Below are 15,562 nucleotides of genomic sequence, written 5' to 3'. Positions count from 1 at the left end.
GGGCGGACAGGCGCAGTTCACCCGTGTCCGGCGCGGCCCAGGCAGAATGTCCTGGCCTGCGATGCCTACACTGTCCCCGCACGGACTGCAACGGCCTACGGTCCCACGGCGGCCTGTCCGCCGCGGAACCCGTGCCCCGGACGAGCAGCGAGCGGAGAGGAGCCCGGCGACGGTGTCGACCAGCAAGCAGCGTCAACGCGCCCAGCAGGCCAGGAAGCAGCAGGTGAGGCAGGAGCAGCGCCAGGCCGCCCGGAGGGCACGCCGGCGGCGCCTCACGGCCCTGGTCGCGGGCCTGGCGGCGCTCGCCCTGGTGGCCACCTTCGTGGTCGCCGCGCTGGTGAGCACGAGCCCGGGCGAGGCGGCCACCGAGGGCGAGCAGTGCGAGCCCGGCACCACCGACGCCCGCGAGGGCCACGAGCTGCCCGGCCCCGAGGTCGCCGAGAACCGCTCCTGGACCGTCACGCTGCACGCGTGCGCCACCGGTGCCGCCCAGGACATCACGCTCGAGCTGGACGGCGCGGCGGCGCCCCAGGCCGTGGCGAGCTTCGTCACGCTCGCCGAGGACGGCTACTTCGACGGCACCGGCTGTCACCGGCTCACCACCGCCGGGATCTTCGTGCTGCAGTGCGGCGATCCGACCTTCACCGGCATGGGCGGCCCGGGCTACGAGTTCGGGCCGGTGGAGAACGCACCGGAGAACGGCCTCTACCCGGCCGGAACCGTCGCGATGGCCCGTGCCGGAAGCCCTGACTCCATGGGCTCCCAGTTCTTCCTCGTGTACGAGGATTCCGAGATCCCGTCGGAGGACGGATATACGGTCTTCGGAGAGATCACATCCGGCCTGGACGTCGTCCAGGCAGTCGCGGACGAGGGCGTGGCCGGTCAGGCCACGGACGGCGAACCCGCCGGCCCCGTCACCATCGAAGGAGTTGAGACCCAGTGAGCGAGAGCACCGAGCAGGGAAGCGGACCCGTCGAGGACGTGTCCGCCACCGAGCCCGTGGCCGAAACTCCCGAGACACCCGCGGCCGAGGAGATCTCGACCTCGGAGCCGGCGCCCGAGGCGGCAGGTGCGGCGGAAACGACGGCGGAACCGGGTCCCGCGACAACGGCAGCCGACGAAGCCGGCACGGCCGACGAGCCGGCGGCCACGGCCTCCGACGAACCCACGACGCAACCGGACCCCGGGGCCACGGCCACCGAGGAGCCCGCAGCAGCGCCGGAGCCCGAACCGAAGCCCGAGGCCACCACTTCCGACGAGCCCGCAGCGGCACCGGCGCCCGCGGCGGCGCCCGAGGCCACGGCCTCCGACGAGCCGGCCCAGCAGGAGGCGGAACCGACCGAGCAGGCCGAGTCCGGTTCCCAGCGCGGCGAGTCCACGACAGAGTCCGCCGAGAGAACGGCGTCCACCGAGCCGGAAACCGCGGCCGAGCCGCCCGAGCCGGAGAGCGCGACGACCGAACCGGAGAACGCCGGAACGAAGGAAACGCCTGAAGGCGACACGGCGGAGACGCCGGCCGAGCCCGCGCCGAAGCCCGACGTGCCGAAGCCGTCGGCGATCCCGTCGCCCGCGGCGCTGGCCAGGCCGCGCCCGCCGAAGCCCGGGGCCCCGGGCCAGGCCGCTCCGGCCGCACGCCCCGCCGGGGCCGCCGCGCAGTCCGCGCCCGCCGCGCCGGCACCCGTCGTCCCGGTGATCGACGACGCCGCCGCGACCGCCGAGGCCGAGAAGCACGGTCGTGTCGCGGAGGACGGCACCGTCTACGTGGTCGAGAAGTCCGGTGAGCGTGCCGTCGGGCAGTTCCCGGGAGTCGGCACGTCCGAGGCGCTCAGCCTCTACGTGCGGCGCTACCTCGATCTCGTCGCCAAGGTGTCGCTGTTCGAGACGCGTCTGGACAGCGCGGACCTGTCGGTCAAGGAGATCGACCAGACCCTCGCCAAGCTGGCGGAGGAGACCGCCGAGCCGGCCGCCGTCGGCGACCTGGAGGGCCTGCGTGCCCGGGTGGAGGGTCTGAAGGGCCGTGCGGCCGAGCGCCGGGCCGCTCTGGAGACCGAGCGTGCCGCCGCGAAGGCGGAGGCCGTCAAGGCGCGTGAGGCCATCGTCGAGGCTGCCGAGAAGATCGCCGGCACGGATCCGGCCAAGATGCAGTGGCGCCCCGCCGGGGAGGAACTGCGCGCGCTCCTGGACCGCTGGAAGGCGGCCCAGCGCGGCGGCCCGCGGATCGACCGCGGCACGGAGGAGTCGCTCTGGAAGCGGTTCAGCCACGCCCGCACCGCGTTCGACCGCGAGCGCCGGCACTTCTTCGCGGACCTGGAGCAGCGGAACAAGGAGGCCAAGGCCGCCAAGGAACTGCTGGTCTCGGAGGCCGAGGCGCTGTCGGACAGCACCGACTGGGGCTACACGGCGGGGGCGTACCGCGACCTCATGGCCCGCTGGAAGGCGGCGGGGCGGGCGTCCCGCAAGGACGACGACGCGCTGTGGGCTCGGTTCCGCGCGGCGCAGGACAGGTTCTTCCAGGCCAGGGACGCCGCCAACGCGGCGATCGACGCCGAGTACGGGGAGAACCTCAAGGTGAAGGAGGAACTGCTCGTCGAGGCGGAGAAGCTGGTCCCGATCAAGGACCTCACGTCCGCCAAGCGGGCGCTGCGCGGCATCCAGGACCGCTGGGACGAGGCCGGCAAGGTGCCGCGCCGTGACATCCAGCGGGTCGAGAACCGGATGCGCGCGGTGGAGAACGCGGTCCGCGACGCGGAGCAGGACCAGTGGCGTCGCAGCAACCCCGAGACGAAGGCCCGGGCCGAGGGAGCGGCGGCGCAGCTCGAGTCCGCGATCGCCGATCTGGAGTCCGACCTCGAGGCCGCCCGCGCCAAGGGCGACGCCCGCAAGATCTCGGAGCTGGAGTCGTCGCTGGCCGCGCGGAGGTCCTGGTTGGAGCAGGTCGTCCGGGCCGCCGAGGACAGCACCGCCTGATCCGTCCGCGCGCGCCGGCTCGGGCCGGCCCGCAACCGTGAGACACGGCCCCGGCACCCTGTGGACAGCGGGTGCCGGGGCCGTACCGTCCTAGGCTGGAGCGGTGCGACTCGCCCAGCTCCTCGACCCGCGACCCGCACCCGTGCCGACCGTGGTGACCCCGGCGCGCGTGGGTGGCCCGGCGGCGTGGCAGGACCTGGTACGGCGCGGCGCGCTCACGGCCCTGCGTGATGCGCCCCTGGACACCGCTGGTGCGACGGCGGTCCCGGCGGGTACGCGGGTGACCCCCGCGCACCGGGCGCTGGCACTGGTCGTGGCGTCGGGCGGGGTCTTCCCGGCGCGGGCCGTGCTGGCGGGTACGGCGGCGGCGTGGGTGCACACGGGACTGCGCGACGGGATGCCCGCCCCTCGCCTGGCCGCCGACGTGGGCCCGCCGGAGCTGGCCCACGACGCCCGGGTGCGCCGTCCGGACGTCCCCGCGGGCACGATCGTGCGCTGCGCCCCGGGCCTGGTGCGGGACACGATCACGCTCGGCGGCGTTCCCGTCACGACGCCCGCGCGCACGGCCGCGGACATCGCCTGCCGCGTCCCGTTCGAGCACGCCGTGCCGGTCCTGATCGCGTTCGCGGCGGGGAACGCCGATCTCGCCCCGGTGGACCTGCATCTCGTGGAGCGCGCACTGGAGGCGCGCCGCCGCGTCGTCGGCCGGCCGGCTGCTCGCCGCGCGCTCGCCGCGGCACGATCGCACGGGGCGGCTCCGGGGCCGGCGGCGCGCCGGGGCGGGGCCTGACCGCAAGGCGGTGCGGCCTTCGCCTCCGCCCTCGCCCTCGCCCTCGCCCTCACCCTCGCCCTCGCCCTCGCCCAACAGGCTGTGACATGGCCGCAGGGTCTGACGGAAGTGTCGCCTCGCTCCGGCTCTCAGCGCGCGCGGTCCTTGTCCCGGCTCGGCTGGACGCGCTTGGGTTCGCCCGGTTGCTTCGGGTACTCCGGCGGGTACGGGAGGTCGCCCAGCCCCTCCGCCTCGTCCCGGTCGGCGAGGTCCAGCGCGGGGCGCAGGTCGCAGTCGAGCGCCGGATCACGATCGGCACGCAGCGGCGCGAAGAGGTCTCCCCGCTCCGCGAGACGCGCCGGGGCCGTGCGCACGTCGAAGTCGTCGGGGTGCACCTGGTCCACCTCGTCCCAGAGCAGCGGCATGGAGACTGTCGCGCGCGCGTTGGCGCGGATCGACCAGGCCGAGGCGATGGTGCGGTCGCGGGCCATCTGGTTGTAGTCGACGAACACCTTCTGACCGCGTTCCTCCTTCCACCACTTCGTGGTGACCTGGTCCGGGAGGCGCCGCTCCAGCTCGCGCCCGACGGCGATCGTGGCGCGGCGAGCCTGGGTGAAGGTCCACTCCGGTGCGAGAGGCACGAACACGTGCAGCCCGCGGCCGCCGGACGTCTTGGGATACCCCGTCATGCCGAGCTCCCCCAGGAGCTCACGCAGCTGCGGGGCGACCGCCGCGGCGTCGTCGTAGTCCGTCCCGGGCTGCGGGTCGAGATCGATGCGGAGCTGGTCGACACGCTCGGTGGCGTCGTCGCCCGGCCCGCGCCGTACCGGCCACGGGTGGAACGTGAGCGTGCCGATCTGTGCCGCCCACACGGCGACGGCGGGCTCGGTGGGACAGATCTCGTCCGCGGTGCGGCCCGACGGGAACGCGATCCGCGCGGTCTCGACCCAGTCCGGGGCGCCCTTGGGGATGCGTTTCTGGTAGAACGCGTCGCCGTGGCCGTCGGCCCGCGTGGCCATCACCGCGTCGGGGAACCAGCCCTTCGGCCAGCGCTCCAGGGTGGTGGGCCGGTGCAGCAACGCGCCCGTGATGCCGTCGGCGACATCGGTGAAGTACCGCACGACGTCGAGTTTGGTCAGCGCGGAACCGGCGTCCGACTCGGGGAACACGACCCGGTCGGGCGACGAGACCCGCACGGTACGGCCGGCGACCTCGACCTCGACCGCCTGAGCCTTCTTCGCTGGAGACATGCGCCCAACGTACGCCGGGTGACCGACATCGACGACGCGAAGGCCCGCGTGCCGCGCGAACCAGGACTCAGCGCGCGGTGCCCGGAGCCCCGGGCAGCAGTTCGGCCAGGTCGAAACCGACCGGTTCGGCGAGCTGGTCGTAGGTGCACGACGCCGGTTCCCGGTCCGGCCGCCAGCGCTTGAACTGCGTGGTGTGACGGAACCGCGTGCCCTCCATGTGGTCGTAGCCCACCTCCAGCACCCGCTCGGGACGCAGCGGCGTGAACGACAGGTCCTTGCCGCCGGTCCACCGCGACACCGCACCGGGCAGCCTGTCCCCGGCCTCCGCGGCCGGCGTCGCCTTCGCCGGGTCGGCCCAGCCGCTCCAGGGATGCTCGTCCGCCTCCGGCGTACCCGGCACGACCACGAGATCCGCCAGCTCGCCGACGAGTTCCGCCCGCCTCGCCTCCGAGAACGACGCGGCCACCCCCACGAACTGCAGGGGCGCACCCGGCTCGCCACGATCGCCGTCGTACAGGCCGAGGAGGAGGGAGCCGAGCAGCGGTCGCTCGGGCGTCGAGGTCTTGTGGAGGCGGTATCCGGCGAGGACGACGTCGGCGGTGCGGGCGTGCTTCACCTTCGCCATGGCGCGCTTGTTCGGCTGGTAGGTGCCGTCCAGCGGCTTGGCCATCACTCCGTCGAGGCCCGCGCCCTCGAACACCTCGAACCACTCGTTCGCGACCGCGGCGTCGAGGGTACGGGGCGTGGCGAACACGAGCGGACCCTCCAGGCCCAGGCCGTCCAGGACCTCCAGGCGGTCGCCGAGCGGGCGGTCGAGCAGGTCGTCGTCGCCCAGGGCGAGGACGTCGAACACGACCAGCGCCGCCGGAGTCGTCTCGGCGAGCATGCTCACGCGCGACGCCGCGGGATGGATCCGCTGCGACAGCAGGTCGAAGCTCAGGTGGGACCTGGCCCCGGCGTCACCGCCGGGCACCTGCGCGATGACGATCTCGCCGTCCACGACGCAGCGCTCGGGCAGGGCGTCGCGCACCGCCGCGACCACGTCCGGGAAGTACCGCTCCATCGGCTTGCCCGTGCGGGAGCCGATGTGCACCCGGTCCCCGTCGCGATAGACGATCGCGCGGAAGCCGTCCCACTTCGGCTCGTAGACGTACGACGGCGGCTGCGGCTGAGCGGGCACCTTCGCCGCGCTCTTGGCCAGCATGGGCCGGATCGGAGGCTGTACCGGCAGGTTCAGGTTCTCGACGGACATGGCCCCAGCATCGCGCACGACGCGACCGTCCGCCGAGGATCGCGGCGGGTCAGACCGGGAGCTGGGGGCGTTCGACGGGCTTGGTGCCGGTGATGCGATGGACGTCGAAGACGCCCTCGACCTTGCGTACCGCCGCCAGCACCTGGGTCAGGTGGCCCGGCTCGGCCATCTCGAAGATGAAGCGGGACACGGCCAGGCGGTCGCTGGACGTGGAGACGAACGCCGAGAGGATGTTCACGTGGTAGTCGGACAGGACGCGCGTCACGTCCGACAGCAGCCGGGACCTGTCCAGCGCCTCCACCTGGATCTGGACCAGGAACATCGTGTTCGCCCCGGCGGTCCACTCCACCTCGACCAGCCGCTCGGGCTGCTTGCGCAGCCCCTCCAGGTTCACGCAGTCCGCTCGGTGCACGCTCACGCCCTGGCCGCGGGTCACGAATCCGACGATCTCGTCACCCGGCACCGGGGTGCAGCACTTGGCGAGCTTGACCCACACGTCCGCGCTGTCCGAGCCCTTCAGCACCACACCGGGGTCACCCGTACGCACGCGCCGCGGCGCACGGTTCCCCGCGCCCGGCCGTGCCGCCTCGGCGACGTCCTCGGTGGCCCCCTCGTCCCCGCCCAGCGCCTTGACCAGCTTCTCCACGACGTGCGCGGCGGACACGTGGCTCTCCCCCACCGCGGCGTAGAGGGCCGACACGTCGGGGTAGCGCATCTCGTCCGCGAGGCCCACGAGTGTCTCGTGCGTCATGAGCCGCTGGATCGGCAGGCCCTGCTTGCGCATCGCCTTCGCGATCGACTCCTTGCCGGTCTCGATCGCCTCCTCGCGCCGCTCCTTGGTGAACCAGGCGCGGATCTTGTTCCGGGCACGCGGGGACTTCACGAATGCCAGCCAGTCGTGGCTGGGCCCGGCCGTCTCCGACTTCGACGTGAGCACCGCGACGACGTCGCCGTTCTCCAGCGTGGAGTCCAGCGGCACCAGACGGCCGTTCACGCGGGCGCCCATGGTCCGGTGCCCCACCTCGGTGTGCACCGCGTACGCGAAGTCGACGGGCGTGGCACCCGCCGGCAGCGGCATCACGTCGCCCTTGGGGGTGAAGACGTAGACCTCGTCGCCGCCGATCTCGAAGCGCAGCGAGTCGAGGAACTCGGACGGGTCCGCCGTCTCCTTCTGCCAGTCCACGAGCTGGCGCAGCCACGCCATGTCCTGGGCGTGGGTGTCCTCCTTGACCTGCTGGCCGCCGCCGTTGCGGTCCTTGTACTTCCAGTGCGCGGCCACGCCGTACTCCGCGCGGCGGTGCATGTCGTGCGTGCGGATCTGGATCTCCACGGGCTTGCCGCCCGGGCCGATCACCGTCGTGTGCAGCGACTGGTACATGTTGAACTTCGGCATCGCGATGTAGTCCTTGAACCGGCCGGGAACCGGATTCCATCGCGCGTGCATGGCGCCGAGCGCCGCATAGCAGTCGCGCACCGTGTCCACCAGGATGCGCGTGCCCACCAGGTCGTAGATCTCCGCGAAGTCGTGACCGCGGACGATCATCTTCTGGTAGATCGAGTAGTAGTGCTTCGGCCGGCCCATCACCGACGCCTTGATCTTCGCCGAGCGCAGATCCGACTCGATCTGCCCCTTCACCACGCTCAGGTACTCCTCGCGGGCCGGGGCGCGCTCTGAGACCAGGTGCACGATCTCGTCGTAGACCTTGGGGTACAGGTTCTGGAAGGACAGGTCCTCCAGCTCCCACTTGATCGTGTTCATCCCGAGGCGGTGCGCCAGGGGGGCATAGATCTCGAGGGTCTCACGTGCCTTCTTCTCCGCCTTGTGCGGCGGGACGTACTTCCAGGTACGTGCGTTGTGCAGGCGGTCCGACAGCTTGATGACCAGGACCCGGATGTCCTTCGCCATCGCCACGACCATCTTGCGCACGGTCTCCGCCTGCGCGGCGTCGCCGTACTTCACCTTGTCGAGCTTGGTCACGCCGTCGACGAGCAGCGCGACGTCGTCACCGAAATCGGAACGGAGCTGGTCGAGGGCGTAGTCGGTGTCCTCGACGGTGTCGTGCAGGAGCGCGGCCGCGATGGTGGTGCCCTCGAAGCCGAGCTCGGCCAGGATCGTGGAGACCGCCACCGGGTGCGTGATGTAGGGATCGCCGCTCTTGCGCATCTGCCCACGGTGCGCCTTCTCGGCCGTGACGTAGGCGCGCTCGACGAGTGCCAGGTCGGAGCGCGGGTGGTTGCTACGGATCACCTGCAGCAGCGGCTCGATGGCCGCGGGAGTGGAGGTGCCGGCACGCCCACCGAACAGGGCCAGGCGGTGACGCAGCCCGGGCGCCGAGGTCGGCGTCGAGGCGGGCGCGGGCGAGGCTTCGTTCTCGGCCATGTGCATGCCTCCTTTGCGCCGTCAAGATGGCTCAGTCTAGCCGCCGTGCGGCCTGACCCGGGCCTTCACCTCACCCCTGCGCGGGCCCGACTCGCAGGAGCGTAGTCACCTCGTGACCGTCGAGCCTCTCGCGGCCGTGAAGCGCGGCGAGCTCGAGAAGAAAGGCCAGCCCGGCGACCACACCGCCGCTGCGCCGTACGAGTGTCGCGGCGGCGGCGGCCGTGCCGCCGGTGGCCAGGACATCGTCTACGAGAAGAACACGAGCACCCTCCTGAAGTGTTCCCGTCCGCAGCTCGATGGACGCCGAACCGTACTCCAGGTCGTACTCGACCCGCTCGACCGGGGGCGGGAGCTTGCCCGCCTTGCGCAGGGGCACGAACCCGACGCCGAGCTTCGTGGCCAGCGGCGCCCCGAACAGGAACCCGCGGGCCTCCATACCGGCCACCAGGTCGATCTCCCCGAGCCCCACGACCGCGGCCGCGAATCCGTCGACGACGTCGGCCAGCCCGGCCGGGTCCGCCAGCAGCGGCGTGATGTCACGGAAGAGGATGCCCTCGGCCGGGTAGTCGGGGACGTCTCGGATCAGGGAGCGCACGCGCGCCGCACGCTCCGGCGTGAAACCGGAGAGGGCGGAGAGAGCGATGTCGTCGGTCACGGGAGGTGAGCCTACCCGGCGTGCCACGGAACGGCTCGACCCCCGACGGACGCGAGTCCGTCGGGGGTCGAGCGCAGGGGAACGCGGTCAGCGGCTCTTGCGACGCGGCTGCGCCCGCTGGCCCTGGTGGCTTCCGGGGATCAGCTGGGACGTGCCCGCCGCGGCAGCGGCCAGCGCGGCGTCCGACGCCCCTTCGCTCGCCAGCCCTTCGCGGGCGGCCAGCACCTTGGCCGTGTGCTCCTTGATCTTCGCGTCGCTCTGCCGGAACAGGACGTCCAGCGGCGGGGCGAGGAAGATCGACGACGCGGCGCCGACGGCGATGCCGACGAACAGCGACAGCGACAGGTCCTTCAGCGTGCCCGCTCCCAACAGGAACGCACCGACGAAGAGAATGCCCGCCACCGGCAGGAGCGCCACCACGGAGGTGTTGATCGAGCGCACGAACGTCTGGTTCACCGCGAGGTTGGCCCGCTCCGCGTACGTGCTGCGCGTCTGCTCCAGCACCGTCGCGGTGTTCTCGCGCACCTTGTCGAACACCACGACCTTGTCGTACAGCGAGAAGCCGAGGATCGTCAGGAAGCCGATGATGGTCGACGGCGTGACCTCCCAGCCGACCGCGGCATACACGCCGGCCGACACCAGCAGGTCCAGGAGGACCGCCACGATCCCGGCGAGGGCCATCCGCCACGCCCGGAAGTAGAGCGCCATGAAGGCCGCTGCCGCGGCGACGAACACGAGCGTGCCGTACAGCGCCTTCTGGGAGACGCTCTCACCCCAGGTGGGGCCGATGAACCCGGACGTCACCTCGGCCGCCGGCACGCCGTAGGCCTCGGCCAGCGCGTCCCGGACCGCGTTGAGCTCGGAGTCGTCGGTGAGCTCGGCGGTCTGCACGCGGACCGCTCCCTCGCCCACCTGGGAGACCAGCACCTCCTGGTTGGGGGCCACCGAGTGCACGGCGTCGACCGCGGCGTCCTCGTCGCTGGTGGACGCACCGGAGACGGTGAACTCGGAGCCGCCGCGGAAGTCGATGCCGAGGTTCAGCCCCTGCAGCGCGATGATCGCGATCGACGCGATCGAGAACAGCGCGACGACGGAGAACCAGATCCGGCGCCTCTCCATGATCGGGTAGGACCTCTGGCCCGTGTACAGGTCGTTGCCCCATTGGGCGAAGTTGAACGCCATCAGCGCTGCTCCTCGTTCTTCGCGGCCTCAGAAGCGGCCTTGCGCTCCGCGGCGCGCCGCTCCGCGATCGTCATCCTGCGGCCTTCCGCCGTCCCGGCGCCGCTCGGGGCGCTCTGCGGCTGTGCGCCCGCGTAGGCGGGGGTCCGCTCGGCGGCCTCCCGCGCCTCTTCGACGCCGTCCGACGGCGTCTGCGGGGAACCGGGCTGCCACTCGACCCGGCCGGCGCCCTTGTAGCGCGGGCCGGACGACACGCGCAACCGATCCGGCGACAGGCCGGACCACTTGTGCCCGTCACGGAAGAACCGCACCTTCGCGAGCAGCTCCATCATCGGGTGCGTGAACCAGATGACGACGAGGATGTCGATCACCGTGGTCAGACCGAGTGTGAAGGCGAAGCCGCGGACACCACCCACGGTCATGAAGTACAGAATGATCGCCGAGAGCAGGCTCACCGACTTCGCGGCGTAGATCGTGCGCCGAGCCCGGATCCAGCCGCGCTGCACCGCCAGGCGCAGGGAGCGCCCGTCGCGCAGCTCGTCCCTGATGCGTTCGAAGTACACGATGAACGAGTCCGCGGTGAAACCGATGGCGACGATCAGGCCGGCCACACCGGGCAGCGAGAGGCGGTAACCCATCCCCCACGACAGGAGGGCGATCACGACGTAGGTCATGACGCCGGCCACGACCAGGGACGAGACCGTCAGGAGGCCGAGCGTGCGGTACTGCAGCAGCGAGTACACGACCACGAGCAGCAGACCGATGAGCCCGGCGAACAAGCCTCGCTGCAACTGCTCGGTACCGAGCGTCGCCGAGATCTGGTTCTGCGACTGGACCTCGAAGGTCAGCGGCAGCGAGCCGAAGCTGAGCTGGTTCGCCAGGGTCGCGGCGGAGTCGCGGGTGAAGGTGCCCGAGATCTCGGCCTGGCCGTTCGAGATGATGACGCCCGGGCTCAGCGAGGGGGCCGAGACCACGAGACCGTCGAGCGTGATGGCGAACTGGTTACGCGGGGACTCGAGTCCCTGCAGGCGCTCGGTGGTCTCGCGGAACAGCGTGCTGCCCTCGTCGTTGAACGTCAGGTTCACGACCCACTCGTTGGTCTGCACACCGTTCGCCCCGACGCCGAGGCCGGAGGACGCCGAGTCCAGCTCGGTGCCGGCGACCTCGACGGGCCCGAGGATGTACTTGGCGACGCCGGTCTGGTCGCAGGTGACCAGGGGCAGGTCCGGGTCGTCGCCGCCCCCGCCCTCGAGGTTCGCCGGGTCGGTGCAGTCGGTCTGGTCGGCGAGTTCCTGGACGGCGGGGGTGATCTGAGCCAGGTCGCTCGGGTCGGCCGGGTCGAGCTCTTCCTGCTCCTTCGCGATCTGCTTCAGGAGTTCCTCGTCCGAGGCGGCGGCGTTGCCCTCCTCGGCGGCGGAGTCCTCGCCGTTCGCGTTCCCGCCGTCGGTGTTCTCACCGTTCTCGCCCTCGGCGTTCTCACCCTCGCCGTCGGCGTTCTCGGAGCCGGCCGCGTCGCCGGACTCTCCCTCCGCCTCGGCGCTGGGGTCCGCGGTCGCGACCGGGGAACCAACGGTCAGCACCGGCCGGAACTTCATCTGCGCCGCCTTGGAGATCAGCGCGATCGTCTCGTCGTCCACCTCGCCGGGGATCTCGACGATGATCTGCCGGTCACCCTGGACCGCGATGTCCGCCTCGGTGACGCCGTTCGCGTCCACCCGCTGACGGATCACGCCGACGGCCTCTTCCATGGCCTCAGGCGTGATCTGCGAACCGTCGGACGTGACGGCCTGGAGCACGATCTGGGTGCCGCCCTGCAGGTCGAGAGCGAGGGCCGGGGCGAAACTCGCCCCGTCGGGATTCTCTTCGGAGCGCGCGTCGAGCTGTGATCCGGCCACGAGCACTGCGAGGGGCAGGAGCATCATGAAGATCGTCATCAGGACGATCGTCCGGACCGGCCGTGAGCGCCGGTTGTCAGTCGCCAACTTGTCGTCTCTTCTCGGTTGCGCGCCGCCGGGGCGGCACGGGTTCGACGCCGCCGCGGGCTCACACCCTCGGCGACGCGGTCGTCACTTGCCGTCGGTGTCGTCGTCCTTGCGCGCCTGCTGGTCCCGGTACTCGCGCTGGGCGGAGTCCAGACCGGAGATGTCGTCCGGGACGTCGATCACGTCGGGCCCGATGGTACTGCCCGAACCTTCCTGCTCGGTGACCTCGGACACGTCCGTGTCGTCCGAGTCATCCGGGACGGGCGTCGCGAACTGCGCCGGGACCTCCTTGACGGCGGGCATGACCCAGTCCGTCACGTGGCCGTCCGAGGACTCGATACGGACGAGCTGCCGGGCGGTGTCGACGGCCACGACGACGCCCACCATGCCGGACTGGGTCATGACCTCGACCCCGGGCTGCAGGCCCTCGCGGAACTCGGCGGCGGCACGCTGCTGCTTGCGGCTACGGCTCGTGGTGAAGAAGAGCATCGCCGCGAGCGCGATGATGAGAATGAGGAAGGTGATGTCCACGATGGTCCAGTCAAGTTCGGGGTAAGGGTGCCGGACCAGTCTATGCGTCGAAGAGTGTGTCCGTCGTCGCCCTGGTGGACACGGTCTCGCCGCCTTGGCGCGCCGCGACTCCCGAGGCCTGCGGGGGTGCGATCCCGAGGTGCTCCCAGGCCGCGAGGGTGGCGACGCGGCCGCGCGGCGTCCGGGCGATCAGGCCCTCACGCACCAGGTAGGGCTCGGCGACGGTCTCGACGGTGTCCGACTCCTCGCCCACCGTCGCGGCGAGCGTGGTGAGACCGACGGGACCGCCGCCGAACCGTCTGCACAGCGCGGTCAGCACCGACCGGTCGAGCCGGTCCAGCCCGATCGCGTCGACCTCGTACACCCGCAGCGCGGACTGCGCGGCATGCAGGTCGAGCGTGCCGTCACCGCGCACCTGCGCCCAGTCCCGCACCCGGCGCAGGAGGCGGTTCGCGACGCGGGGCGTGCCGCGCGAGCGCCCGGCGATCTCCGCGGCGGCGTCGGGCCCGATGCCGGTCCCGAGCAGGCTGGACGAGCGGAGGATGACCTGCTCGAGTTCCTCCGCCGAGTAGAAGTCCATGTGGCCGGTGAAACCGAACCGGTCACGCAGCGGCGCGGGCAGCAGGCCGGATCGCGTGGTCGCGCCCACGACGGTGAACGGCGGCAACGCCAGCGGGATGGCCGACGCCCCGGGCCCCTTGCCGACGATGATGTCGACGCGGAAGTCCTCCATCGCGGAGTACAGGAGCTCCTCGGCAGGGCGGGCCAGGCGGTGGATCTCGTCGATGAACAGCACCTCGCCCTCCTCCAGCGAGGAGAGGACGGCCGCCAGGTCTCCGGCGTGCTGGATCGCCGGACCCGAGGTGATGCGCAGGTTGGAGCCGATCTCGGCCGCGATGATCATCGCCAGGGTCGTCTTGCCCAGCCCGGGCGGCCCCGACAGCAGCACGTGGTCCGGCGCGCTTCCCCGTGCCACGGCAGCCCGCAGCATGAGCGAGAGCTGTTCGCGCACCACGGGCTGGCCCACGAACTCCTCCAGCCGCTTGGGCCGCAGCGCCGCCTCGGCCGCCCGCTCGACGTCGTCGGACGTGGTGCCGACCAGCCGCCCGGCACCGCTGTCCCCGGCGAACGGGGCCGCGTCGCCGAGGGCCGGATCCACCGGAACCTCCTCAGCCACGAGCGCCCCCGAGCACGCGGAGCGCCGCCCGCAGTGTCGTGGCCACGTCCGACGGCGCGACCGCGTCCGCCCCCGTCTCGGCGAGCACCTTCGCCACCGCCTCCTCCGCGGACCTGGCGGGCCAGCCCAGGCCGGTGAGCGCCTCGACCACCTGCCCGGTCCCGGGGTCGATCGCGGGCACGCCCGCGGACTCCGGGTTGCCTTCGGCCGCCTGCCCGGCAGCGCCGGTCGGCGGGCCGAGCCGGTCACCGAGTTCCAGGAGGATGCGCTGCGCGCCCTTCCTGCCGATACCCGGCACCCGCGTCAGCGCCGCGGTGTCCTCGGCGGACACGGCACGGCGCAGCCCCTCGGGCGGGAACACGGCAAGCATCGCGAGCGCCAGGCGCGGCCCGACACCGCTGACCGTCTGGACGATCTCGAAGACGTCGCGCTCGTCGGCGTCGGCGAAGCCGTACAGGGTCATCGAGTCCTCACGGACCACCATGCTGGTGGCGACGCGCGCCTCCTCGCCCACGCGCAGGCCCGCGAGCGTGCCGGGGGTGGCGTGCACCAGGTAGCCGACGCCACCGACGTCGACCACGGCGCGGTCCAGTGTCACGTGCTGCACGGTTCCCGTCAGCGATGCGATCACGGGTGCTCCTTCCGGCGGCTGCGGTGGTCGGGCACGCCGGGACCGGCGTTCCCCTCGAACGTCCGTGCGATCCTAACGTGACCGCCGGGGCCGGGCGACGACGACGCGCAGGGCCCCGGTGAATCCACACCCGCGGGCGGGCCGGCACGTGCGCCGGGAACGGCCGCGCGTCAGCCCTTGCGGCGTGCCGCCGCCTCCGCGGCCGCCCAGGCACGCTGGGCGGAGGTCAGCTCGTGCCGCTCTCCCCCGTGCAGCGCGCCCGCCGGGCGCCACAGATGGCAGACCGCGAGCGCCAGCGCGTCCGCGGCGTCCGCGGGCTTCGGTGGGTCGTCGAGTCGCAGGATGCGGGTGACCATCTTGGTGACCTGCGCCTTGTCGGCTCGTCCGGAGCCGGTCACGGCGGCCTTGACCTCGCTCGGGGTGTGGAGCGCCACCGGGATCCCGCGCCGGGCGGCGGCGACCATCGCGAGGCCCGCCGCCTGGGCCGTACCCGTCACGGACGCGACGTTGTGCTGGGCGAAGACCCGCTCGACGGCGACGACGTCGGGCAGGTGCGCGTCGAGCCACTCCTCCAGCCCGTCGGCGATCCGCAGCAGCCGCAGGTCCACAGTCAGTCCGGCGTCGGACCGGATGACGCCGACGCCTGCCATCCGCGCCCGGCGGCCGGGCAGGGAGTCGACGACGCCGACGCCGCACCTGGTCAGGCCGGGATCGACTCCGAGAACGCGCACGCCTCACCATCTCACAGGCGCACGACCGTCCGGCACATGCGCGCCGCCCGATCAGGAC

At 72.3% G+C, this 15,562-nt stretch carries 13 protein-coding genes; 3 read left to right on the top strand and 10 right to left on the bottom strand.

Annotation, left to right across the window (positions count from 1 at the left end; all coding sequences use genetic code 11):
* The first annotated feature begins 172 nt into the window (after positions 1-172).
* The 3 genes from EDD34_RS08605 to EDD34_RS08595 all read left to right on the top strand — a co-directional run bounded on the left by EDD34_RS08605 (position 173) and on the right by EDD34_RS08595 (position 3,757).
* Positions 173-943 (top strand): peptidylprolyl isomerase, encoded by a 771-nt coding sequence (locus tag EDD34_RS08605; protein ID WP_246012264.1) that lies wholly within the window; start codon positions 173-175, stop codon positions 941-943.
* Positions 940-2,967, top strand: a complete 2,028-nt coding sequence (locus tag EDD34_RS08600) for a DUF349 domain-containing protein (RefSeq protein ID WP_123814189.1) — start codon at positions 940-942, stop codon at positions 2,965-2,967. Before EDD34_RS08605 ends, EDD34_RS08600 begins: the two co-directional genes overlap by 4 nt.
* Before the next feature lie 103 nt (positions 2,968-3,070).
* Positions 3,071-3,757 (top strand): hypothetical protein, encoded by a 687-nt coding sequence (locus EDD34_RS08595; protein WP_123814188.1) that lies wholly within the window; start codon positions 3,071-3,073, stop codon positions 3,755-3,757.
* 128 nt (positions 3,758-3,885) lie between these two features.
* Here the strand turns inward: EDD34_RS08595 and EDD34_RS08590 are convergent, their stop codons facing one another.
* The 10 genes from EDD34_RS08590 to ruvC all read right to left on the bottom strand — a co-directional run bounded on the left by EDD34_RS08590 (position 3,886) and on the right by ruvC (position 15,504).
* Entirely contained in the window at positions 3,886-4,986 is a 1,101-nt protein-coding gene (locus EDD34_RS08590; protein ID WP_123814187.1) for a DNA polymerase domain-containing protein, read from the bottom strand.
* 67 nt (positions 4,987-5,053) lie between these two features.
* Positions 5,054-6,223 (bottom strand): ATP-dependent DNA ligase, encoded by a 1,170-nt coding sequence (locus tag EDD34_RS08585; protein ID WP_123816423.1) that lies wholly within the window; start codon positions 6,221-6,223, stop codon positions 5,054-5,056.
* Positions 6,224-6,287: 64 nt separating this feature from the next.
* A complete protein-coding gene (locus tag EDD34_RS08580) occupies positions 6,288-8,618 on the bottom strand; it encodes a RelA/SpoT family protein (RefSeq protein ID WP_123814186.1) in 2,331 nt (776 codons plus the stop codon).
* Between the two features lie 70 nt (positions 8,619-8,688).
* Positions 8,689-9,273 carry an adenine phosphoribosyltransferase gene (locus EDD34_RS08575; protein ID WP_123814185.1) on the bottom strand — a complete coding sequence of 195 codons (585 nt, stop codon included), beginning with the start codon at positions 9,271-9,273 and terminating at the stop codon, positions 8,689-8,691.
* Positions 9,274-9,360: 87 nt separating this feature from the next.
* Positions 9,361-10,455, bottom strand: coding sequence for a protein translocase subunit SecF (secF, locus tag EDD34_RS08570; protein ID WP_123814184.1), 1,095 nt, complete (start codon positions 10,453-10,455; stop codon positions 9,361-9,363).
* Positions 10,455-12,386, bottom strand: coding sequence for a protein translocase subunit SecD (secD, locus tag EDD34_RS08565; RefSeq protein ID WP_246012263.1), 1,932 nt, complete (start codon positions 12,384-12,386; stop codon positions 10,455-10,457). The genes secF and secD overlap by 1 nt, the downstream gene beginning before the upstream one ends.
* A 132-nt stretch (positions 12,387-12,518) precedes the next feature.
* Positions 12,519-12,965 (bottom strand): preprotein translocase subunit YajC, encoded by a 447-nt coding sequence (gene yajC, locus EDD34_RS08560; protein ID WP_246012262.1) that lies wholly within the window; start codon positions 12,963-12,965, stop codon positions 12,519-12,521.
* Between the two features lie 40 nt (positions 12,966-13,005).
* Entirely contained in the window at positions 13,006-14,067 is a 1,062-nt protein-coding gene (gene ruvB, locus EDD34_RS08555) for a Holliday junction branch migration DNA helicase RuvB (protein WP_246012650.1), read from the bottom strand.
* Positions 14,068-14,134: 67 nt separating this feature from the next.
* The gene (gene ruvA / locus EDD34_RS08550) at positions 14,135-14,773 is read right to left on the bottom strand and encodes a Holliday junction branch migration protein RuvA (RefSeq protein ID WP_123814182.1); all 639 of its coding nucleotides are present in this window, start codon (positions 14,771-14,773) and stop codon (positions 14,135-14,137) included.
* A gap of 170 nt (positions 14,774-14,943) precedes the next feature.
* Entirely contained in the window at positions 14,944-15,504 is a 561-nt protein-coding gene (gene ruvC / locus EDD34_RS08545; protein WP_123814181.1) for a crossover junction endodeoxyribonuclease RuvC, read from the bottom strand.
* Between the last annotated feature and the right edge of the window lie 58 nt (positions 15,505-15,562).

This window comes from Myceligenerans xiligouense (assembly GCF_003814695.1).
GTDB classification, from domain to species: Bacteria; Actinomycetota; Actinomycetes; order Actinomycetales; family Cellulomonadaceae; genus Myceligenerans; species Myceligenerans xiligouense.
This window is presented reverse-complemented; position numbering and strand designations above follow the sequence as displayed.